17 protein-coding genes are annotated in these 20,868 nt (G+C 59.5%); 7 read left to right on the top strand and 10 right to left on the bottom strand.

Features of this window, described 5'->3' with window-relative positions:
* Nucleotides 1-194: 194 nt before the first annotated feature.
* Nucleotides 195-1,412, bottom strand: a complete 1,218-nt coding sequence (alaC, locus tag AABC73_RS26835) for an alanine transaminase (RefSeq protein ID WP_341521610.1) — start codon at nucleotides 1,410-1,412, stop codon at nucleotides 195-197.
* A 230-nt stretch (nucleotides 1,413-1,642) separates the two neighbouring features.
* Nucleotides 1,643-2,386, bottom strand: a complete 744-nt coding sequence (locus AABC73_RS26830) for a TraX family protein (RefSeq protein WP_341521609.1) — start codon at nucleotides 2,384-2,386, stop codon at nucleotides 1,643-1,645.
* 183 nt (nucleotides 2,387-2,569) lie between these two features.
* Between AABC73_RS26830 and AABC73_RS26825 the strand changes: the two genes are divergently transcribed.
* On the top strand, nucleotides 2,570-3,610 hold the full coding sequence (locus tag AABC73_RS26825; protein ID WP_341521608.1) for a low specificity L-threonine aldolase: 1,041 nt from the start codon (nucleotides 2,570-2,572) through the stop codon (nucleotides 3,608-3,610).
* 143 nt (nucleotides 3,611-3,753) lie between these two features.
* On the opposite strand, the gene AABC73_RS26820 is transcribed toward AABC73_RS26825, so the two are convergent.
* Together AABC73_RS26820 and AABC73_RS26815 are read right to left on the bottom strand one after the other, a co-directional pair.
* Nucleotides 3,754-4,056, bottom strand: coding sequence for a cell division protein ZapA (locus tag AABC73_RS26820; protein ID WP_331151350.1), 303 nt, complete (start codon nucleotides 4,054-4,056; stop codon nucleotides 3,754-3,756).
* The gene (locus AABC73_RS26815; protein WP_065831539.1) at nucleotides 4,053-4,286 is read right to left on the bottom strand and encodes a hypothetical protein; all 234 of its coding nucleotides are present in this window, start codon (nucleotides 4,284-4,286) and stop codon (nucleotides 4,053-4,055) included. Before AABC73_RS26815 ends, AABC73_RS26820 begins: the two co-directional genes overlap by 4 nt.
* 349 nt (nucleotides 4,287-4,635) lie before the next feature.
* Here AABC73_RS26815 and AABC73_RS26810 point away from each other — a divergent pair, with 349 nt between their 5' ends.
* A complete protein-coding gene (locus AABC73_RS26810) occupies nucleotides 4,636-6,261 on the top strand; it encodes a methyl-accepting chemotaxis protein (protein ID WP_341521607.1) in 1,626 nt (541 codons plus the stop codon).
* A gap of 131 nt (nucleotides 6,262-6,392) precedes the next feature.
* Here AABC73_RS26810 and gbcB read toward each other — a convergent pair whose 3' ends face one another.
* Nucleotides 6,393-7,493: a glycine-betaine demethylase subunit GbcB gene (gbcB, locus tag AABC73_RS26805; RefSeq protein WP_341521606.1), complete on the bottom strand. Its 1,101-nt coding sequence runs from the start codon at nucleotides 7,491-7,493 to the stop codon at nucleotides 6,393-6,395.
* Between the two features lie 330 nt (nucleotides 7,494-7,823).
* Here gbcB and gbcA point away from each other — a divergent pair, with 330 nt between their 5' ends.
* Nucleotides 7,824-9,122 (top strand): glycine-betaine demethylase subunit GbcA, encoded by a 1,299-nt coding sequence (gene gbcA / locus AABC73_RS26800; RefSeq protein WP_341521605.1) that lies wholly within the window; start codon nucleotides 7,824-7,826, stop codon nucleotides 9,120-9,122.
* A gap of 886 nt (nucleotides 9,123-10,008) precedes the next feature.
* Here the strand turns inward: gbcA and AABC73_RS26795 are convergent.
* Together AABC73_RS26795 and AABC73_RS26790 are read right to left on the bottom strand one after the other, a co-directional pair.
* Entirely contained in the window at nucleotides 10,009-10,722 is a 714-nt protein-coding gene (locus AABC73_RS26795) for a 3'-5' exonuclease (RefSeq protein ID WP_341521604.1), read from the bottom strand.
* A complete protein-coding gene (locus AABC73_RS26790; RefSeq protein ID WP_341521603.1) occupies nucleotides 10,719-12,653 on the bottom strand; it encodes a putative nucleotidyltransferase substrate binding domain-containing protein in 1,935 nt (644 codons plus the stop codon). Before AABC73_RS26790 ends, AABC73_RS26795 begins: the two co-directional genes overlap by 4 nt.
* Before the next feature lie 241 nt (nucleotides 12,654-12,894).
* On the opposite strand from AABC73_RS26790, the gene AABC73_RS26785 reads away from it, so the two are divergent.
* The gene (locus AABC73_RS26785) at nucleotides 12,895-13,341 is read left to right on the top strand and encodes a response regulator (protein WP_341521602.1); all 447 of its coding nucleotides are present in this window, start codon (nucleotides 12,895-12,897) and stop codon (nucleotides 13,339-13,341) included.
* 162 nt (nucleotides 13,342-13,503) lie between these two features.
* Here the strand turns inward: AABC73_RS26785 and AABC73_RS26780 are convergent, their stop codons facing one another.
* Nucleotides 13,504-15,681 (bottom strand): malate synthase G, encoded by a 2,178-nt coding sequence (locus AABC73_RS26780; protein WP_341521601.1) that lies wholly within the window; start codon nucleotides 15,679-15,681, stop codon nucleotides 13,504-13,506.
* 316 nt (nucleotides 15,682-15,997) lie between these two features.
* On the opposite strand from AABC73_RS26780, the gene AABC73_RS26775 reads away from it, so the two are divergent.
* Entirely contained in the window at nucleotides 15,998-16,516 is a 519-nt protein-coding gene (locus AABC73_RS26775; protein ID WP_341521600.1) for an ACT domain-containing protein, read from the top strand.
* Nucleotides 16,517-16,641: 125 nt separating this feature from the next.
* Here the strand turns inward: AABC73_RS26775 and rarD are convergent, their stop codons facing one another.
* Nucleotides 16,642-17,529, bottom strand: coding sequence for an EamA family transporter RarD (gene rarD, locus AABC73_RS26770; protein ID WP_341521599.1), 888 nt, complete (start codon nucleotides 17,527-17,529; stop codon nucleotides 16,642-16,644).
* 103 nt (nucleotides 17,530-17,632) lie between these two features.
* Nucleotides 17,633-18,607 (bottom strand): serine/threonine protein kinase, encoded by a 975-nt coding sequence (locus tag AABC73_RS26765; RefSeq protein ID WP_065831530.1) that lies wholly within the window; start codon nucleotides 18,605-18,607, stop codon nucleotides 17,633-17,635.
* A gap of 186 nt (nucleotides 18,608-18,793) precedes the next feature.
* Between AABC73_RS26765 and AABC73_RS26760 the strand changes: the two genes are divergently transcribed.
* Nucleotides 18,794-19,813 (top strand): LacI family DNA-binding transcriptional regulator, encoded by a 1,020-nt coding sequence (locus AABC73_RS26760; RefSeq protein ID WP_331149689.1) that lies wholly within the window; start codon nucleotides 18,794-18,796, stop codon nucleotides 19,811-19,813.
* On the top strand, nucleotides 19,797-20,801 hold the full coding sequence (locus tag AABC73_RS26755; RefSeq protein ID WP_341521598.1) for an ABC transporter substrate-binding protein: 1,005 nt from the start codon (nucleotides 19,797-19,799) through the stop codon (nucleotides 20,799-20,801). The genes AABC73_RS26760 and AABC73_RS26755 overlap by 17 nt, the downstream gene beginning before the upstream one ends.
* Nucleotides 20,802-20,868: the final 67 nt, after the last annotated feature.

Genomic DNA, 20,868 nt, shown 5'->3' with positions numbered 1-20,868 from the left:
CAAATGCCTACGGACGCCACGCAAAGGTGCGTTTACGACATGGGTTGGCGGGGAGGGATAAATAGAGCTTGTAGGACCGGCTTCAGCCGGGAGCGCGCCCTCGCGGCTAAAGCCGCTCCTACGGAAATCGCATTCGCTCAGGCAAAAAAAATCCCCCGGGAACGCCGGGGGATTTTGGTCACATCATGTCGCAATCAGACAGACTTACCCGGCAACTGTCCATCTGCCCGAAACATCCCGCGAATCCCGCGTACCGCCTGGCGGATGCGGTCCTGGTTTTCGATCAGGGCGAAGCGCACGTGATCGTCGCCGTATTCACCAAAACCGACACCCGGCGACACGCAGACCTTGGCCTCGGCCAGCAGCTTCTTGGCGAATTCCAGCGAACCCATGTGGGCGTAAGCCGGAGGAATCTTGGCCCAGACATACATCGAGGCTTTCGGGTTTTCCACCATCCAGCCCAGTTCATGCAGGCCTTTGACCAGCACATTGCGGCGCTGGCGATACTGCTCGGCGATATCAAGCACGCATTGCTGATCGCCTTCCAGCGCAGCGATGGCCGCCACTTGCAGCGGGGTGAAGGTGCCGTAGTCGTGGTAACTCTTGATCCGCGCCAGGGCGTTGACCAGTTCCGGGTTGCCGACCATGAAACCGATCCGCCAGCCCGCCATGTTGTAGCTCTTGGACAGGGTGAAAAACTCCACCGCGATGTCCTTGGCGCCGGGCACCTGCATGATCGACGGGGCTTTCCAGCCGTCGTAGACGATGTCGGCGTAGGCCAGGTCGTGAACCACCAGCACGTCGTACTGCTTGGCCAGCGCCACCACGCGCTCGAAGAAATCCAGCTCGACGCACTGCGCGGTGGGGTTGGACGGGAAGCCGAGAATCATCATTTTCGGCTTGGGGATCGAGCCGCGAATGGCTTTTTCCAGCTCGGCAAAGAAGTCCACGCCCGGAATCAGCGGTACCGAACGGACCTGGGCGCCAGCAATTACGGCGCCGTAGATATGAATCGGATAGCTCGGATTCGGCACCAGCACCGTGTCGCCCTGATCCAGGGTCGCCAGCATCAAATGCGCCAGGCCCTCTTTCGAGCCGATGGTGACGATGGCTTCGTCTTCCGGATCGATATCGACGTCGTAGCGTTTTTTGTACCAGTTGGAAATCGCCCGACGCAGACGCGGAATGCCACGCGAAGTCGAGTAGCCGTGAGTGTCTTCACGTTGGGCAACGGTGACCAGTTTTTCGACGATATGCGGTGGGGTTGGCCCGTCCGGGTTGCCCATGCTCAAGTCGATGATGTCTTCACCACGACGGCGAGCGGCCATTTTCAGCTCGGCGGTGATGTTGAATACGTACGGGGGAAGTCGATCGATGCGCGCAAAACGGCGCGGCGAAGGTAAGTCTGCCATGGAGGCCTCTGAAGACGTAAGCGCCCGGAACCGTCCGAGCGACGTTGGCCACATGCGGTGGCCTGTGCGGAAGATAAAGGCGCTGATGGCGTTTTGTCTAGAGCAGATGCCAAATTCGACGCGAGACCGTAGGAGCGGCTTCAGCCGCGAGCAGCGTTCGCCGTCGAGTTGTGCGCGGGTGCCAATGACGGCCTCCCGGCTAAAGCCGGTCCTACGGGATGGATTCGAATTCAAAGCGCCAGCAATTCTCTCAACCCCAACAACAACAGAAAATGCAGCGGATAAATTGCATAGGCCCAGCGACGCATGGGTTTGACCGGAAAAGGTAATCGCCGACGCAGCAACGCCAGACCCAATAACGGCGCGATCAGACACGCAACCATCGACCCAATGGAAATCGGATCGCCCCAGGCCGCGCCCGCGAACATCTGCGGCCAGGCATTGCCCGCCAGGCAGACCGCGCCGGGCAGTGCCGCGAACCACAGCGGGCGGCGCAGCACCAGCAAAAAAGCCACCGGCAGCAGCACGCCGAAAAAGCCGAACATCAGTTGCTGCTGCAATACGGCCGCGACCAGCAGCGCAGCAATGGCCAGCACCCGGGTGATCGGCAGCGGATGGCGCCAGCCTTGGGCGACCAGCAAGCCGAGTATCAACGTCGGCAGCACGTTTAGCGTGTCGGCATCGTGCATGAACAGGCGATAAGGAATTTCGGAAAGCCCGGCGAACAACAGCAGCCAGCCCAGATAGCGCCACTGCACTTTCGGATCGGGGAACAGCGCAGTCTTGCGCCCCAGATTCACGGCAATCGCCAGGCAGAACCACGGAAAGGCGAAGCGCCCCGGCACGTACAGAACGTTTACCGACCAGCCGACATAGCGCAGGTGATCGAGCACCATGCTCAACATTGCCAGCCACTTGAGCAGGTCCAGCGCCTTGTCGCGTCCAGGCAGGTAAGGCGGGTTCGACAGATCCATAGCGCTCCTGTTTGGTTAAATTTTTCAAGCCCGTTGGAGCGAGGCTTGCCCGCGAATCAGTCGCCGCGGTGGGACAGGTATATCTCGTTATAGTTATTCGCGGGCACGCCTCGCTCCAACCGGTTTTGAAACCTCGCGATCTTCGCTACAGTGCGCACCATAATCAATGACAAGGAACCGGCCATGACCGATAAAAGCCAGCAGTTTGCCAGCGACAACTATTCGGGTATCTGTCCCGAGGCATGGGCTGCCATGGAACAGGCCAACCATGGCCACCAACGCGCGTATGGCGATGACCAATGGACCGCCCGCGCTTCGGATGATTTCCGCAAACTGTTCGAAACCGACTGTGAAGTGTTTTTCGCCTTCAACGGTACGGCGGCCAACTCCCTGGCACTTTCATCGTTGTGCCAGAGCTATCACAGCGTTATCTGTTCGGAAACCGCCCACGTCGAGACTGACGAATGCGGCGCGCCGGAGTTTTTCTCCAACGGCTCCAAGCTGCTGACCGCCCGCAGCGAAAACGGCAAGCTGACGCCGGAATCGATCCGCGAAGTCGCCCTCAAGCGTCAGGATATTCATTACCCCAAACCGCGTGTCGTGACGTTGACCCAGGCCACGGAAGTCGGCAGCGTCTATCAGCCTGAAGAACTCAAGGCGATCAGCGCCACCTGCAAAGAGCTGAACCTGAATCTGCACATGGACGGCGCGCGGTTTTCCAATGCCTGCGCTTTCCTGGATTGTTCGCCAGCCGAGCTGACCTGGAAATCCGGGGTCGACGTGTTGTGCTTTGGCGGCACCAAGAACGGTATGGCGGTGGGCGAGGCGATTCTGTTTTTCAACCATGACCTGGCTGAAGATTTCGACTATCGCTGCAAACAGGCCGGGCAACTGGCGTCGAAAATGCGCTTCCTGTCTGCGCCCTGGGTCGGCTTGCTGGAAAACGACGCCTGGCTCAAACACGCACGGCACGCCAACCACTGCGCGCAGTTGCTGGCTGAACTGGTCAAGGATATTCCCGGCGTGGAGCTGATGTTCCCGGTGCAGGCCAACGGCGTGTTTCTGCAATTGTCGGAACCGGCCATCGCGGCGCTTACCGCCAAGGGCTGGCGCTTCTACACCTTCATCGGCAACGGCGGCGCACGTTTCATGTGTTCGTGGGACACCGAAGAAGACCGCGTGCGCGAGCTGGCGGCAGATATTCGGTTGGTGATGGGGGCTTGAGATTGTTGGCGCGGTGTTGATCTTGTGGGAGCAAGCTTGCTTGCGAAGGCGTTATTCAGATTCCAAAAATGCTCTTTGGATGTACTGGCCTCTTCGCGAGCAAGCTCGCTCCCACACAGTCTGCACAGGTGGTATCGGTTGCTTCAGCTCTGCGCGATGGTCTTGGAAATCACTTCCACCGTCGCGTCGATCTGCTGCTGGCAGCGGTCGAGCTCGACCTGATGCTGCTTTTTCAGTTCGACCTGCTGCGAGCACAGGTTCAGCGCGGCCAGGACCAGCAGGCGGTCGCCGATCAGGCTTGGGTATTTACGCTTGGTGTCGATCAATGAGGCCTTGAGCATGGCCGTTGCCTGCAGCAGGGTTTGTTCTTCCCCGGCCGGCGCCTTGATCGAGTAGTCGTTACCCATGATCGAAACGACCGTCACCCCGTTTCCATGAGTACTCATGCGCTGACGGCGCTGGCGCTGGTGGCGCGGTCAACCAAAGCCTGGATGCGGGCGGCGGTGGCGCCTTGCTTTTCTTCCTGCTCCATCAGACTCAGTTGCAGACTGTCGTTGTCATCCTTGGCTTGAGCCAGTTCGGCGCTGAGCTGCGCGTTCGTGTTTTGCAGTTGCTGGTTCTGTTGCACCAGGTCTCCTACAAGTTGTTCCAATTGGCTCAGGGATGCTTCCAACATTTTGAATTCTCTAGCTGATTTCAACGGGCGCACACGATAAAGAAAAGTCACTGCGCATGCCAGACTTTATCAGGACCGTCGGCCCTTCAAATACCGGTACTTCAGCGCGCGAGCCTCCTCAACGAGGTAAACGCATAAGGACCCTTGTTGACTGCCGTTTGGCGATCTGGTTCCGGCTACTCGTCAGACCGGCACCTTTTGTCAGTCTTCCAGCGTGGTTGTGACCTAACGCCGCAGCTCCTTTTATCCGGGGCGCCTCAAGTCTTCGGCGCCGCGACCGATAGGCATGGCAATCCGCTGCATTTGCTCTTCCGCTCGCAAGGAATGCGCCGCCACTTCTGGAGATATTATGTCCCTACGTAACATGAACATTGCCCCGCGCGCATTCCTCGGGTTTTCTTTCATCGGTGCCTTGATGCTGATCCTCGGTATTTTCGCGCTGACGCAGATGAGCAAGATTCGCGATGCTGGTGATCAGGTCGCGCAAGACAACGTCCCCAGCATCCAGAGCCTGAACGGTCTCACTGTGGCGGGTATCCGCATGCGGGTTCTGTCCTATCGTCTGCTCACCAATCGTGAGGCGGATGTCCAGGAGAAGACCATCGGATTGTTTGCTGAGCGCAACCGTCAGATAAGCGATGCTCAGGTGATTTATGAAAAATTGATCTCGTCTCCTGAAGAGCGGACGGCCTACACCGAGTATGTGCAGCTGCTGGGTGAGTACCGCCAGATTGAAGCACGCATCATTGGCTTGAGCCGCGCGGGCAATGTCGAGGAGATGGCCAGGCTGCTCAATGGCGAATCCGCAGCCAACTCGGACAAGATGAATGTGGTCCTGGGCAAGCTGTCCGACCTCAACAGCAAGCAATTGACCGTCACCAACCATGCTGCTGCCAAGGAATATTCATCGGCGTTCAATCTGGTGGTCGCTCTGCTGATCGCCGCCACGATTCTGACCATGCTGTTCGCCTGGCTGCTGACCAAGAGCATCACTCAGCCAATCGCGGCGGCGCTGGAAGCTGCGGAAACTATCGCTGAAGGCAATCTGACTCGCCCGATCAAGGTCGACGGTACGGACGAAGCCGGTCGCTTGTTGGCGGCGATGCAGAAAATGCAGGAAAAACTGCGCGACACACTGATGCATATTTCCGGCTCGGCGACGCAACTGGCGTCTGCGGCTGAAGAACTCAACGCCGTCACCGATGAAAGCGCGCGCGGCCTGACCCAACAGAACAACGAAATCGAGCAGGCAGCCACTGCGGTCAATGAAATGACCAGCGCCGTGGAAGAAGTTGCGCGCAATGCGATCAGCACCTCTGACGCATCGAAAAGCGCGACCACGTCAGCGGGCGATGGTCGTGATCTGGTCATGGAAACGGTCAGCGCCATCGAGCGCATGAGCGGCGACGTGCAGAGCACTGCGGAGTTGATCGGCAACCTGGCCAATGAATCCCGGGATATTGGCAAGGTGCTGGACGTGATTCGCGGTCTTGCGGATCAGACCAACCTGCTGGCCCTCAACGCTGCCATCGAAGCTGCACGGGCCGGTGAAGCCGGGCGCGGGTTTGCGGTGGTTGCCGATGAAGTGCGGGCGCTTGCCCATCGCACGCAGCAGTCCACCAGCGAAATCGAACGCATGATCGGCAGCATTCAGGGCGGCACCGAACAAGCGGTCAACTCCATGCGCAACAGCACCGAACGGGCCGAGTCGACCTTGAACATCGCCAAAGGCGCTGGCCTGGCGCTGGACACCATCAATACCGCCATCGTCGAGATCAATGAGCGCAACCTGGTGATCGCCAGCGCGGCGGAAGAACAGGCGCAGGTTGCACGGGAAGTGGATCGCAATCTGGTCAACATCCGCGACCTGTCGGCGCAGTCCTCAGACGGCGCCAACCAGACCAGCGCGGCCAGCGGCGAGCTGACGCGCCTGGCGGTTGATCTGAACAGTATGGTTGCGCGGTTTAGTTTGTAGGGATACACCGCAATCCCGTAGGACCGGCTTTAGCCGGGAGATGACCATTCCATACGCCACATGTGCGTTGTTGGAGCGGCTGCCCTCCCGGCTAAAGCCGGTCCTACGAGCCGGTCCTACACCTCAGGCGATTAATACTCGATCCGCACATCACCCTTGGGCACGCTGCAGCACGACAGGATGTAGCCTTCTTCGACATCTTCGTCGGTGATGCCGCCGTTGTGTTCCATTTCCACTTCGCCGCTTAGTTTCATGACCTTGCAGGTGCCGCAGATGCCCATGCCGCAGGCTTTGGGGATCATCAGGCCGAGTTTGGCGGCTGCGGCGTGGACGGTTTCGCCCGGTGCCACGCGGATGCTCTTGCCGGTGTCGGTGAATTCCACCTGATGCAGCTCCGAGGCATCGACTTCTGGTGCGTCGGCGGCGATTTCCGCTTGTTCCACGGCGTCGGCGCGGGCTTCCGGCGGCGTCTGGCCGAAGGATTCCTCGTGGTACTGCGCCATATTGAAGCCGTTGCTCTCCAGCAGACGCTTGATTGCGTTCATGTACGGCGTCGGTCCGCAGCAGAACACTTCGCGCTCGAGGAAGTCCGGGGCCATCAGTTCCAGCATTTTCTGGTTCAGATAGCCGCGATAACCGGCCCAGGGCTCACCCAATCCGTGTTTTTCGCAGACCAGATGCAGGCTGAAGTTATCGATCCGCGACGCCATGTGTTCCAGCTCGCGGTGATAAATGATGTCCTTGGGCGAGCGCGCACTGTGCACGAAGACCATGTCGACGTTGGCGTTGGTGTCGTAGAACCAGCGCGCCATGGACATTACCGGCGTGATGCCGACGCCGCCGCTGAGGTAGAGAATCTTCGGGTTCGGGAAGTCGATGGCGTTGAACAGGCCCACCGGCCCGTGGACGGCCAGTTCCTGGCCTTCATGCAGCGTGTCGTGCAGCCAGTTGGAAACCTTGCCGCCCGGCACGCGCTTGATGGTGATCGAGAAGCTGTACGGCACCGAGGGCGAACTGGAAATGGTGTAAGAGCGCATTACCGGCACGCCGTCGATTTCCAGCTCCAGGGTCACGAACTGGCCGGGCTTGAAGAAGAACAGGATCGGCTGGTCGGCCATGAAGCAGAAGGTGCGCACGTCCCAGGTTTCCTGAATCACTTTGACGACGCGAACCAGGTGACGGCCGTTGGCCCATGTCTGGGTATTTACCGGGCTGAGGAAGCTTTGGGACATGCTGAATCTCCACGGCCGACTGTCGGCCTCATGATGCGAATTCTGCGTAAGGCGCAGACAGCCCACTTACCTATCAGCGACATCGGCGTACTTATCGCGACCAGCCCTTTGCTGCCGGGGTTCGCGCGTCGGGAACGGATTCGGCCATGTCGCCCATGGATAAGGCGAAGTTTGCGCCGAACTTCACACTCGCCACTCAATAGTTACCAAAAAAACTATTCTTGAGCATGAGCGATAAAACAATCGTCGCCTTGCGTGCAAACCGTTGCAAAGAACCGTATCAGCCACATTCGCCGACCGTTAGAAGACACGGTCATGAGGACTTCAACGATGGACGTCACCGCAACCTTGAGCTTGGGCGATCCGCTGGAACCTGCACGTAAGGCCACTGCCGAAATGCTGCAGAATCGCGAGCGCACGTATTCGCTGCCGCAGCCTTTCTACAGTGATGAGCGGCTGCATGAAATCGACATGCAGGAAATCTTTCACAAAGAGTGGCTGATTGCAGGCATGACCTGCGAGATCCCGGCCAAGGGCAACTACCTGACGTTGCAGATCGGCAAGAATCCAGTGCTGATCGTGCGCGGCTCCGATGGTGTGGTGAATGCGTTCCACAACGTCTGCCGCCATCGTGGCTCGCGGCTTTGCACCGGTGAGAAAGGCAAGGTCGCCAAGCTGGTTTGCCATTATCACCAGTGGACCTACGAGCTGGACGGCCGTCTGTTGTTCGCCGGCAGCGAGATGGGCAGCGATTTTGACATGAGCAAATTCGGCCTCAAGCCGATCAACGTCAAGACCGCTGGCGGCTACATCTTCATCTGCCTGGCGGAAAACCCTCCGGCCATCGATGAGTTCCTGCAGACGCTCAAGCACTACATGGAACCCTACGACATGGAAAACACCAAGGTGGCAGTGCAAAGCACCTTGATGGAAAAGGCCAACTGGAAGCTGGTGCTGGAAAACAACCGCGAGTGCTACCACTGCAACGCGTCGCACCCGGAACTGCTGAACACGTTGCTGGAATGGGATGACGTCACCGATCCGCGCGCCACCCAGTCGTTCAAGGACCACGTCGCCGAGTCGGCCGCTGCCTGGGATGCCGAACAGATTCCTTATGCCCACGCCAGCTTCGGCCTGCGTAACCGCATCGTGCGCATGCCGCTGCTCAAGGGCACCGTGTCCATGACCATGGACGGCAAGCAAGGCAGCAAGAAGCTCATGGGCCGGATCAAGAATCCGGATCTGGGTTCGATGCGCATCCTGCACCTGCCCCACGCCTGGAACCACTGCATGGGCGATCACGTCATCGTGTTCACCGTGTGGCCAATCAGCGCCCAGGAAACCATGGTCACCACCAAGTGGCTGGTGCACAAGGACGCCGTGGAAGGCGTTGACTACGACGTCGCGCGGCTGCGGCAAGTCTGGGACGCCACCAACGACCAGGACCGCCGTCTGGCCGAAGAAAACCAGCGCGGGATCAACTCCACCGCCTACCAGCCAGGCCCGTACTCCAAGACCTACGAGTTCGGCGTGGTCAACTTCATCGACTGGTACAGCGCCCGCATGCTGGAAAACCTCGGTGCTGAACCGGCGCCGTATCTGAAGGGTGTAGCGGTTAATCACGAGTGAGGTAAATCTGATAGGCCCAGTGTGGGAGCGAGCTCCCACACGTTATACGTAGATACCAACAACTTATCCACAGAGTCGCCCGCAGTCCTTGTGGGAAACCCGTCTGAAGCCCCAAAAAACCTAATAAAAAACCGTGACTTATCCAGATTGTCACTTCTGGACAGCTATTGCCTATTATTTGATCAATCCCCGAAAGGCCACGGTTTTAAAGGTGTGTAGAGGACCGCAAACACCTTATCCACAGAAGCGCCAACAGAGTTTGGGGGCAACTTTGCGGGGATCGGGTTTCATCTGTGGAAAACTACTGAAATGGCTGTATTTAGCGGTGGACAAACCGGGATGCTGCTTATTCGACAGCGATTGATTGTTTTTTGTACGATTGTCTGGAGGGCAAGTAATTAAAGGCGTGCAGCGGTTAGCGAACAACTTGTCCACAGAAGCGCCAACAGACTTTGTGGGCAACTATTGATGAGTGGCGGATGTTTATCCACAGCAGGAAGCTCGGTAATTCAAGGGTTTACGCTGGTCAGAATTCGATCAGTGGGCTGGAGAGGGCGGATTGTATGGGTTTTGGGGATGAGCGAACATGTTATCCACAGACTGGTTAACAAGGATTGTTAACAACTATGCCCGTTGGAGCGAGGCTCTCGCGCGAAGAACGATAACGCGGCAGGTCTGGTGCACCGAGGCGCCTGGTTCGCGGGCAAGCCTCGCTCCAACGGACCGCTGGACTGCTGGACCTGTGGGAGCCGAGCTTGCTCGCGAAGAGCGATAACGCGGTAGGTCTGGTGCACCGAGGCGCCGGGTTCGCGGGCAAGCCTCGCTCCAATGGACCGCTGGACCTGTGGGAGCCGAGCTTGCTCGCGAAGAGCGATAACGCGGCAGGTTAAAACGAATGACTCCGCTGCCGCCGACGCCACTGGCTCAAGCACTGCTCCAGCTGCGCGGGGCTGTCGATCTGTTGGCGGCGGGCGTGGCTGAAGAGGATCATCGCCAGTTCGGCGGTCACCAGGGCGTCGGCGCTGGCGTTGTGGCGTTCTTCGGCTTGCAGGCCAAAGAAGGCGGTCCAGTCATCCAGTCCGGCCTGGCGCAGATTCGCCTGGGGGAAGAGCATCGGAGCGATTTCCGCCACGTCGAAAAAACGCTGCTCCAGGCGGTAATCGAGGCTTTCCTTCAAGGCCCGGCCAAGCATGTGCTGATCGAATGGCGCGTGAAACGCCAGCAGCGGGCTGTTGCCGACGAACTCCATGAAATCCAGCAGCGCTTGCACCGGTTCACTGCCGGCAGCAATGGCGCTAGGCCCGAGCCCGTGAATCAATACCGCCGGGCTCAGCTTGTGGTCGACGCGCAACAAGGTGCGTTCGAACTGTTGGCTCAGGTCGATGGCGCCGTCTTCGATCACCACGGCACCGATGGATAGCACCTGATCGCGATTCATGTTCAGGCCACTGGTTTCCAGGTCGAACACCACCCAGCGTTGCTTGCGCAGCGAATCTTCGCTGAGCGCCGCGACGGGCGCAAGGTTGGCCAGACGCTGTTTGTCGCGGTGCTCCAGGGTCGGTTTTGGCGGACGCGGCCGCAGCCATTCAAACAGATTCATAGTTGATAGCGCAGGGTCAGGCTGGTTTGCAGACGTTGGGCCTGGCGCAGGGATTCGCGCAGGATGCGGCGGTCCAGATGATTGAGGGTGTCCGGATCGATCCGGTTGGAATACGGCAGGTTCTGGCGACTCTGCAATTGATGCTGCTGCATACGGGTCTGCTGGATGAAGTGGTAAGCCTCTTCGTACGCGGCGCCGTCCAGCCGGTCGATCACCTCGCGCTCCACCAGTTGGCGCAGGCGTTCCAGGGTGTTATTGGCTTCGATGCCATTGGCCAGCGCCAGCAAGCGGGCACCGTCGACAAATGGTGTCAGGCCTTGGGTCTTGAGATCCAGAGTGTCTTTGTCGCTGCCTTTGCGGGCCAGCACGAAATCCTTGAAGCGCCCCACTGGCGGGCGTTGGCGCAGGGCGTTCTCGGCCATCATGCGCTGGAACAACCGATTGTCGCCGACCTGTTCCAGCACGCTACGGCGCAACTGGTCGCAGCCGTGCTCGTCGCCCCAGACCACGCGCAAGTCGAAATAAATACTGGAGGCCAGCAGGTTCTCTGGTGTCGCTTCGCGGATGAATGCGGCGAAGCGCCGGGACCATTCAACGCGTGACAGGCACAGCTCCGGGTTGCCCGCCATGATATTGCCTTTGCACAGCGTGAACCCGCACTGCGCCAGGCTCTGATTGATGCGTTCGGCAATCGGCAGCAGCAGCGCCCGAATCTGCGTCGCTTCGGCAAAGTCCCGGGCTTCGAAAAGAATGCCGTTGTCCTGATCGGTGTGCAGCGTTTGCTCGCGGCGGCCTTCGCTGCCGAAACACAACCAGCTGAACGGAATGCCTGGGTCGCCTTTTTCTTCCAGGGTCAGCTCGATCACACGACACACCGTGTGATCGTTGAGCAGGGTGATGATCTGGGTGATCTGGGTCGAGGACGCGCCGTGGGCGAGCATGCGATCCACCAACTGCACGATGTCGCCGCGCAGGTTGCTCAGGCTTTCGATGCGTGGCGCGTTGCGGATGGTCCGCGCCAGATGCACCAGGTCGACCCGCTGCAAGGAAAACAGATCCCGCTCGGACACCACGCCGCACAGCCGCCCATCCTTGACCAGGCACACGTGGGCGATGTGCCGACCGGTCATGGCGATGGCGGCATCGAACGCGCTGGCGTCCGGGCTGAGGTGGAACGGCGCTTGGGTCATGTGCGACTGGATCGGCTGGCTGAAGTCGGTATCGATCTCGGCCACCGCCTCGCGCAAGTCGCGCAGAGTGAAAATCCCCAGCGGCGCTTGCTGCGCATCGACGATCACGATGCTGCCGACCTGTTGTTCATGCATGAGTTTCACGGCTTCACGCAGCGGCGTTTGCGGGCTGCACATGACCGGATGCCGCATGGCCAGCTCGCCAAGGCGGGTGTTCAGTGAGTACTGGGTGCCAAGGGTTTCCGCCGCGCGCTGCTGGACTTGCTGGTTCACCTGGTCGAGCAGGCTGCTGACGCCACGCAAGGCGAAGTCACGGAAGGTGGTCGACAGCGCGAACAGCTTGATGAACGCCTGTTTGTTCAGTTGCAGGCAGAAGGTGTCTTCGGCCGCCAGATGCTCGGTGCGCGTGGCGCGTTCGCCCAGCAATGCGGCCAGCGGGAAGCATTCGCCGGTGGTGATTTCGAAGGTGGTTTCGGTTCCGCCCTTGGCGGTGTGCGGCCGCTCGCCGACGACACGTCCTTGCTTGACGATATAAAAGTGCTCTACTGGACCATCAGCAGGCTTGATGATGCTTTCGTCCACCGCGTAAAAACGCAGCTGGCATTGTTCGACCAGATACGCGAGATGAGCGCTCTCCATCTGGTTGAATGGCGGGAATTTTTGCAGGAACTGCATGGTGCCGTGGATGTTCTGCAACACCGCTGTTTTGCCCGCCTGGGCGAATGCATCCGCTTTGCTCATGACCTGTACCGCGTCTTCTTATTGATGGTCATGGTCGTCCGCTTGTCGGACAGTGCCCATTGGACGTAAGTCTTACATTGACGAAAAGATTTCTAGCGACCAGCGGCATGGTGTAAAAAGCAGTTACGCGAAGGCTTTGGACAGCAAACAATCGCCGGCAGGACGCCGACCACAGCATGCAGACGTAACCGGCCAGGTGTCCGGTTGGCTGCCAGTCTCAGGGCAAGGGAATCAGGCGCAGATGTTCGATTACGATATTTTGAGCGATGAAGAGCGCGAAGCGCTAAACGAAGTGATGCTCGCCGCATTGCCCGATTCGCCGCAGCGGGTGTTGATCGTCGACGACGATCGCGATGCTCGTGAGTTGTTGGCCGAGATTCTCAGCCTCAATGACATCAGCTGTATGACCGCCGCTGGCGGCACCAGCGCCATGCACTTGATCGAAACGCGGGAGTCCATCGGACTGCTGATCACCGACCTGCGCATGGCCCCATGCAACGGCCTGGACCTGATCCGCAAGGTGCGTGAATCCGAACGCGCTTCGTTGCCGATCATCATCATTTCCGGCGACGCCAACGTGCGCGATGCCATCGATGCGATGCATTTGAGCGTGGTGGATTTCCTGCTCAAGCCGATCAACACCAAGCAGTTGCTGAAGTTGGTCAAGCGGGAGTTGGGGTTGGTGTGAAGGGGGTATACACCCCGGTAGGAGGGGACTTGTCCCCGAAGAGGACGGTGCAAACGCTGAAGATCTTTCTCGGCAGCCCCGACTGATACACGATTCGTAGGACCGGCTTTAGCCGGGAGATTGCCCTCCCGGCTAAAGCCGGTCCTACGGCGCGGTGCGTGTTTACAACCCGTTTTTAGCCTTGAACTCCCGACGCCGACGGTGCAAGACCGGCTCGGTGTAGCCGTTCGGCTGTTTGCTGCCTTCGATGACCAGCTCCACTGCAGCCTGGAATGCGATATTGCTATCGAAGTCCGGTGCCAAAGGGCGATACAGCGGATCATTGGCGTTCTGTCGGTCAACCACGGGCGCCATGCGCTTGAGGCTGTCCATCACCTGAGTCTGATCGACCACGCCGTGACGTAGCCAGTTGGCCATGTGCTGACTGGAGATACGCAGCGTCGCGCGGTCTTCCATCAGGCCGATGTCGTTGATGTCCGGCACCTTCGAGCAACCCACGCCCTGATCGATCCAGCGCACCACATACCCGAGGATGCCCTGGGCGTTGTTGTCCAGTTCGTTCTGGATCTCTTCCGGCGTCCAGTTGGCATTGGTGGCCAGCGGGATGGTCAGGATGTCGTCCACCGATGCGCGGGTTCGCTGCGCCAGTTCCGCCTGACGCGCGAACACGTCAACCTTGTGATAGTGCAACGCGTGCAGCGCAGCAGCGGTTGGCGATGGCACCCAGGCGGTGTTGGCACCGGCCAGCGGGTGAGCGATTTTCTGTTCGAGCATTGCTGCCATCAAGTCCGGCATGGCCCACATGCCCTTGCCAATCTGGGCCCGACCTTGCAGGCCGCAGCTCAGGCCGATATCGACGTTCCAGTTCTCGTAGGCACCGATCCACTTTTCCGCCTTCATCTGCGCCTTGCGCACGACCGGGCCAGCTTCCATGGACGTGTGGATTTCATCGCCCGTGCGGTCGAGGAAACCTGTGTTGATGAACACGACACGCTCGCTCGCTGCCTTGATGCAGGCCTTGAGATTGACCGTGGTGCGGCGCTCTTCGTCCATGATCCCGACCTTCAGCGTGTTGCGCGGCAGGTTGAGGACATCTTCGATGCGACCGAACAGTTCGTTGGTAAAGGCCGCTTCTTCCGGGCCGTGCATCTTTGGTTTGACGATGTAGACCGATCCGCTGCGGCTGTTGCGGCGGGTATTGTTGCCGTTGAGGCTGTGAATCGCGGCGAGGCTGGTCAACAAGCCATCAAGAATGCCCTCGGGGATTTCCTGGCCCTGTTGGTCGAGAATCGCGTCAATGGTCATCAAGTGACCGACGTTACGCACGAACAGCAGCGAGCGACCGTGCAGCGTGACTTGTTCGCCATTCGGTGCGGTGTAGACGCGGTCGGCGTTCATGGTGCGGGTAAAGGTTTCGCCGCCCTTGGCAACCTGTTCGGCGAGATCGCCTTTCATCAGGCCCAGCCAGTTGCGGTAGACCACGACTTTGTCGTCGGCATCGACGGCGGCGATGGAATCTTCGCAGTCCATGATGGTGGTCAGCGCGGCTTCCATCAGCACGTCTTTAACGCCGGCCGGATCAGTCTGACCCACCGGGCTGGTCGCATCGATCTGGATTTCGAAGTGCAGGCCGTTGTGCTTGAGCAGCACGGCGAACGGCGCGGGGGTGTCGCCCTGGAAGCCGATCAGCTGGGTGTCGTCCTTGAGGCCGGTATTGCTGCCGCCCTTGAGGCTGATCACCAGTTTGCCGTCGATCAATTTGTAACCGGTGGAATCCACGTGCGAGCCGGCAGCCAATGGCGCGGCTTCATCAAGAAAGGCCCGAGCAAAGGCGATGACCTTGTCGCCGCGTACCTTGTTGTAGCCTTTGCCTTTCTCGGCGCCGTCGGCTTCGCTGATGGCATCGGTGCCATAGAGTGCGTCATACAGCGAGCCCCAGCGGGCATTCGACGCGTTGAGGGCGAAGCGGGCATTCATCACCGGCACCACCAGTTGCGGGCCAGCCATGCGGGCAATTTCTTCGTCGACGTTTTGCGTCGTGATCTGGAAATCTGCGGCTTCTGGCAGCAGGTAACCGATTTCCTGAAGGAAACTTTTATAGGCCGCGGCGTCGTGAGCCTGTCCGGCATGGGATTGATGCCAGGCGTCGATTTGCGCCTGCAAGTCATCACGTTTGGCGAGCAGGGCTTCGTTCCTGGGTGCCAGCTCGTTGATGAGCTTGTCTGCACCGGCCCAGAACGCTTCAGTATTCAGACCGGTTCCGGGAATCGCTTCGTTGTTCACGAAGTCGAACAGCACCTTGGCGACCTGCAGGCCACCGACTTGAACGTGTTCAGTCATTGCACTTGCCTCACTCTGCTCAGCTTTTTACGCTCGAAGGGGAGCGCTCTTTTATTAGGGATCAACGTTGTGTAGTGCGCGACGCGGCATACTACATGAAGCGCCGTCGGGTGAAAACGAGACTAAATATGTCACCAAGCGACTGGATTTACATGGACGGTCACGATAAAGAGCAGGATGTTCTCAAAATCGTGCGCAGTTGTTCCAGTTAAATCTGGAAATCGTACACAGTCTGGTTATTCAAGCGTCGTGAGGTGCTCTTGTCAGCCTTGCCTATACTTGCTCGACGACTACCCGTCAGCAGAAGGAGTTACCTGTGGATCATTTTGTCGTCACTGTTGTTGCACCGGATAAACCAGGCCAGGTCGAGCGCATCGCCGATTGCATTGCGCAACATGGCGGCAACTGGCTGGAAAGCCGTATGTCGCGAATGGCCGGTCAATTCGCCGGGATCGTGCGTGTGCAGGTGCCGGCGGATAACCGGGAAGAATTGAAGAGCGCATTGCAGGCGCTGGCCGAGCAGGACATTCGTGTGTTGTTTGCTGAAAGCAGCACCGAACCTTTGGTGGGCTGGAAATCCATTGGCATGGAGCTGGTGGGCAATGATCGCCCCGGCATCGTCCGCGACATCACCGGGTTGCTGACCAAACTGGGCGTCAACGTCGAAAAGCTGGTTACCGAAGTCAATCCCGCGCCCATGAGCAGCGAGCCGCTGTTCCACGCTGAAGCGATACTTGGCGTACCGCTGACGCTTTCTCTGGATCTATTGCAGGAACGTCTGGAAACCCTGGCGGATGATTTGATGGTGGATCTGGTGCTGCGCACCGAGCTTTGATCTGTTTGGAGCTTTACCCGTTGGAGCGAGGCTTGCCCGCGAAGAACGATAACGCGGTGGATCTGGTCCAGCGAGGCGCCTGATTCGCGGGCAAGCCTCGCTCCAACGGGGTGTTTGTTTTTTGATCAGTCCCTGCGGCGCATGGTCAGCCAGGCATCAACGCTATAAATCGCCAGCCCGCTCCAGATGAATGCGAAGGTGATCAGCGTGGCGGTGGTCAGCTGTTCGCCGTACACCAGCACGGCCAGCGCCAACACCAGCGTGGGTGCGACGTATTGCAGGAAACCCAGCGTCGTATAAGGCAAGTGACGTGCCGCTGCGTTGAAACACACCAGGGGCACCAACGTCACCGGTCCGGCCGCTGCCAGCCAGATCGCCTGGGAGGTGGTCCAGAATTCCGGTTGCGCGCTGTGCGCCATGGGATTGAGCAGCAACCAGCCCGCCGCCAGCGGCACCAGCAACCAGGTTTCCACCACCAGACCCGGCAACGCCGCGACCGGCGCTTTTTTGCGGATCAGCCCGTAGCAGCCGAAGGTCAGCGCGAGCACCAGCGACACCCACGGCAGGCTGCCAAAATGCCAGACCTGTTGCGCAACGCCGGTTGCAGCCAGAATCACCGCCAGCCATTGCAGACGCCTGAGGCGCTCGCCGAGCAACACCATCCCCAGCAACACGTTAACTATCGGGTTGATGTAGTAGCCGAGGCTGGCTTCCACCATGCGCCCGTTATTCACCGCCCAGACATACACCAGCCAGTTGCCGGCGATCAAAGAGCCGCTGACGGCTAGCACCGCGAAGCGCTGTGGATTCTCGCGTAACTCGCGCCACCAGCCTGGATGCTTCCAGACCATCAGCAATAAAGAGCCGAACAACGCCGACCAAAGCACTCGGTTGACGATGATTTCCACCGATGGCACTTCGGCAATGGCTTTGAAATAAAGAGGGAACAGGCCCCAGATGGTGTAGGCGCTCAGGCCGAGAATATACCCGCGACGCGGGTTGGCAGCTTGCATAAGGGGTCCTGTTGGCAGGTTGTCGTTGTGTGCAAGATTGATTCTGTAAACGCAGTGTCCTTCACAGCGTTGCCGCGCCTTGGCAAGCGCGGCATGCCGGAAATCAGAACAGCTTCAGCGGTTCCTCATTGAGGGCCGACAATTGCTCGCGCAGGGCAAGCACCTGGTCGCCCCAATAACGCTCGGTGCCGAACCACGGGAAACTGTGCGGGAACGCCGGGTCATCCCAGCGCCGCGCCAGCCAGGCGCTGTAATGCATCAGACGCAGCGCACGCAAGGGTTCGATCAACGCCAGTTCGCGCGGATTGAAGTCGTGGAATTCGTTGTAGCCGTCCATCAATTCCGACAACTGCCCCAGACATTCCTGACGATCCCCCGCGAGCATCATCCAGATGTCCTGCACCGCAGGCCCCATCCGACAGTCATCGAGATCGACGATGTGGAACATCTCGTCGCGGGCCATCATGTTGCCAGGGTGGCAATCGCCATGCATGCGGATGTTCTGATGCGGCGTTGCGGCGTAGACATCTTCGACGCGCTTGAGCAGATCCTTGGCCACTGACTCGTAAGCCGGCAAGAGGCTGCGCGGGATGCAGTTGTTTTGCAACAGGAAATCCAGCGAGTCCTGACCGAAGTTTTTCACGCCCAGTGCTTCGCGATGCGCGAAGGGTTTGGTCGCGCCCACTGCATGAATCCGCCCCAGCAATTGGCCGAGACGATACAGCTGGTCAAGATTGCCCGGCTCCGGAGCCCGGCCGCCGCGACGCGGGAACAGGGTGAAGCGAAAGCCCGCGTGTTCAAACAGCGTTTCGCCGTTGTGCACCATGGGCGCGACGACCGGGATGTCCACTTCCGCCAGCTCGAAGGTGAAGCTGTGCTCTTCAAGGATCGCTTCGTTGGTCCAGCGCTGCGGTCGATAGAACTTGGCGATCAGCGGCTGGCCGTCTTCGATGCCAACCTGATAGACGCGGTTCTCGTAGCTGTTGAGCGCGAGAATGCGGGCGTCACTGAGAAACCCGATGCTTTCAACGGCATCAAGGACCAGGTCCGGCGTAAGTGTTGCAAACGGGTGAGCCATGCTTACTCCTGCGCGCAGCAGGCTGCCGCGTCGGGCCCGTGATGGTAGCGCAGACCGGGGTCGCATGGGTCGTCGGCTTTACAGCAAAGTCTTTCGCTGCAACCAAACTGTCATCGTTTGTTCGCCGTAACGCCATGTTGCAGCAGTAGTGTCGTCGCCAATGAGATCGATCTCAAAGGCGTGAACATGAGTGATTTGAAAGAGGTGGCGCGGCTGGCCGGGGTTTCCCGGGCGACTGCCGCGCGCGCCTTTGCTTCCCCCGACGTGGTACGTCCTGCGACACGCGACCAGGTGTTCGCCGCCGCCCGGCAACTGGGTTTCCGACCCAATCGTCTAGGCCGCCAGCTGCGTCTGCAAACCACCAATCTGATCGGCGTGATCGTGCCCAATCTGCTTAACCCGGTGTTCGCCGAGCAGTTCCAGGCGATGGAACGTGCTGCGCGGGCAAAGGGTTACAACTTGCTACTGGCAACCACCGACTACAGCAGCGAACGCGAGAGCGCGGTGGTCGAGGAATTGCTGCGCCAGCGGGTCGATGGCCTGGTGCTGACCGTCACCGATGCCGAGAGCAATCGGGTTCTGGAAAGCCTGGTCAGTGAAGACACGCCGTTCGTGCTGGCTTATCACCAGCCGGGCAATCCGCATTACAGCGCCGTGTCTGTGGATAACCGCGCCGGTATGGCGTTGGCGACACGCTACCTGCTCGATTGCGGCCATCGCCGGATCGGCATGGTGGCCGGTCCCGCGTTGCAGTCAGACCGCGCCCGCCTGCGCTACGCCGGTTATTGCGACGCCATGGCTGAGCGAGATTTGCCGAGCCTGCCGGTGATCGAAATGCCTGCGCATACACAAGCTGATTTCGCCGTGATCGAGGCGTCATTGCGCGGCCCGAACGCGCCGAGCGCCTTGGTCTGTTCCAACGATTTGCTGGCGATCAGCCTGATTGCCGAGCTGCGCCGCAACGGCTGGAGCGTTCCGGGCCAGCTTTCGGTCATCGGCTTTGACGGCATCGCCCTCGGCACTCAAATGCATCCGACGCTGTGCAGCGTCGTGCAACCCATTGCGACATTGGCCAGCACTGTGATCGATCAGTTGCTGGCCCAGATTGCTGGCGCTGCACCGATTTCCCATTGCCTGCCTTGCCATATCCGGCCGGGTGAAAGTACACAGCCCTACGAGGAGACGCTCCATGATCCGCTTCAGTAAAACTCTGGCAGCCCTGTTGTTGTGCGGCGTAGCCGGTCTGGCTCAGGCTGCCGAAACGGCCATTTGTTACAACTGCCCACCGGAATGGGCGGATTGGGGCGCGCAGCTCAAGGCAATCGCCGACACCACAGGTGTGCAGGTGCCGCTGGACAACAAGAATTCCGGCCAGTCGCTGGCACAAATCGTCGCGGAAAAAGCCGCGCCAGTGGCTGACGTGGTGTATTACGGCGTGACCTTCGGCTTGCAGGCGCAGAAGGCCGGCGTGGTCGGTACTTACAAACCCAAGGGCTGGGAGCAGATTCCGGTCGGTTTGAAAGACCCGGCAGGCCACTGGTTTGCCATTCACTCCGGGACCTTGGGCATCATGGTCAACGTCGATGCGCTGGGCGGTTTGCCGGTTCCGCAAAGCTGGGCCGATCTGCTCAAGCCTGAATACAAAGGTATGGTCGGCTACCTCGATCCGTCCAGCGCCTTTGTCGGTTACGTGTCCGCCGTGGCGATCAACCAGGCCATGGGCGGCACACTGGATAACTTCGGGCCGGCCATCAATTACTTCCAGAAACTGGCGAAAAACTCGCCCATCGTTCCCAAGCAGACGGCTTATGCCCGAGTGCTGTCCGGCGAGCTGCCGATTCTGGTGGATTACGATTTCAACGCCTATCGCGCTCGTTACAAGGACAAGGCCAACGTCGCCTTCGTAATCCCTCAGGAAGGCAGCATCAGCGTGCCGTACGTGATGAGCATCGTCGACAACGCGCCACATCGGGCCAATGCCGAGAAAGTGCTGGATTTCACCCTCTCCGATCAAGGTCAGGCGCTGTGGGCCAAGGCTTACCTGCGCCCGGTGCGTGACGTGAAAATCCCTGCCGATGTCGCCGCGCAATTTCTTCCGGACAATGATTACGCCCGCGCCGGAGTGGTGAATTACGAGCACATGGCCGCTGTTCAGGAAGCTTTCGCCGCGCGCTATCTGAGTGAGGTCAAATAAGTGACCGTTTCGGTTCTGAAGGTTCAGGCCGCTGGTTCGGGCAGACGCGCAGTTTTGCGTCTGCGTC

Origin of the sequence: Pseudomonas sp. G.S.17, from assembly GCF_038096165.1 — a bacterium.
Lineage (GTDB): Bacteria > Pseudomonadota > Gammaproteobacteria > Pseudomonadales > Pseudomonadaceae > Aquipseudomonas.
Note: the sequence above shows the minus strand (reverse complement) of the source record. Positions and strands in the feature narration are given on the sequence as shown.

What these genes read in the sequence shown, in the direction of transcription:
- alaC (WP_341521610.1), bottom strand. Translation starts at nt 1,412, where the DNA reads ATGGCAGACTTACCTTCGCCGCGCCGTTTTGCGCGCATCGATCGACTT.
- AABC73_RS26830 (WP_341521609.1), bottom strand. Translation starts at nt 2,386, where the DNA reads ATGGATCTGTCGAACCCGCCTTACCTGCCTGGACGCGACAAGGCGCTG.
- AABC73_RS26825 (WP_341521608.1), top strand. Translation starts at nt 2,570, where the DNA reads ATGACCGATAAAAGCCAGCAGTTTGCCAGCGACAACTATTCGGGTATC.
- AABC73_RS26820 (WP_331151350.1), bottom strand. Translation starts at nt 4,056, where the DNA reads ATGAGTACTCATGGAAACGGGGTGACGGTCGTTTCGATCATGGGTAAC.
- AABC73_RS26815 (WP_065831539.1), bottom strand. Translation starts at nt 4,286, where the DNA reads ATGTTGGAAGCATCCCTGAGCCAATTGGAACAACTTGTAGGAGACCTG.
- AABC73_RS26810 (WP_341521607.1), top strand. Translation starts at nt 4,636, where the DNA reads ATGTCCCTACGTAACATGAACATTGCCCCGCGCGCATTCCTCGGGTTT.
- gbcB (WP_341521606.1), bottom strand. Translation starts at nt 7,493, where the DNA reads ATGTCCCAAAGCTTCCTCAGCCCGGTAAATACCCAGACATGGGCCAAC.
- gbcA (WP_341521605.1), top strand. Translation starts at nt 7,824, where the DNA reads ATGGACGTCACCGCAACCTTGAGCTTGGGCGATCCGCTGGAACCTGCA.
- AABC73_RS26795 (WP_341521604.1), bottom strand. Translation starts at nt 10,722, where the DNA reads ATGAATCTGTTTGAATGGCTGCGGCCGCGTCCGCCAAAACCGACCCTG.
- AABC73_RS26790 (WP_341521603.1), bottom strand. Translation starts at nt 12,653, where the DNA reads ATGAGCAAAGCGGATGCATTCGCCCAGGCGGGCAAAACAGCGGTGTTG.
- AABC73_RS26785 (WP_341521602.1), top strand. Translation starts at nt 12,895, where the DNA reads ATGTTCGATTACGATATTTTGAGCGATGAAGAGCGCGAAGCGCTAAAC.
- AABC73_RS26780 (WP_341521601.1), bottom strand. Translation starts at nt 15,681, where the DNA reads ATGACTGAACACGTTCAAGTCGGTGGCCTGCAGGTCGCCAAGGTGCTG.
- rarD (WP_341521599.1), bottom strand. Translation starts at nt 17,529, where the DNA reads ATGCAAGCTGCCAACCCGCGTCGCGGGTATATTCTCGGCCTGAGCGCC.
- AABC73_RS26765 (WP_065831530.1), bottom strand. Translation starts at nt 18,607, where the DNA reads ATGGCTCACCCGTTTGCAACACTTACGCCGGACCTGGTCCTTGATGCC.
- AABC73_RS26760 (WP_331149689.1), top strand. Translation starts at nt 18,794, where the DNA reads ATGAGTGATTTGAAAGAGGTGGCGCGGCTGGCCGGGGTTTCCCGGGCG.
- AABC73_RS26755 (WP_341521598.1), top strand. Translation starts at nt 19,797, where the DNA reads ATGATCCGCTTCAGTAAAACTCTGGCAGCCCTGTTGTTGTGCGGCGTA.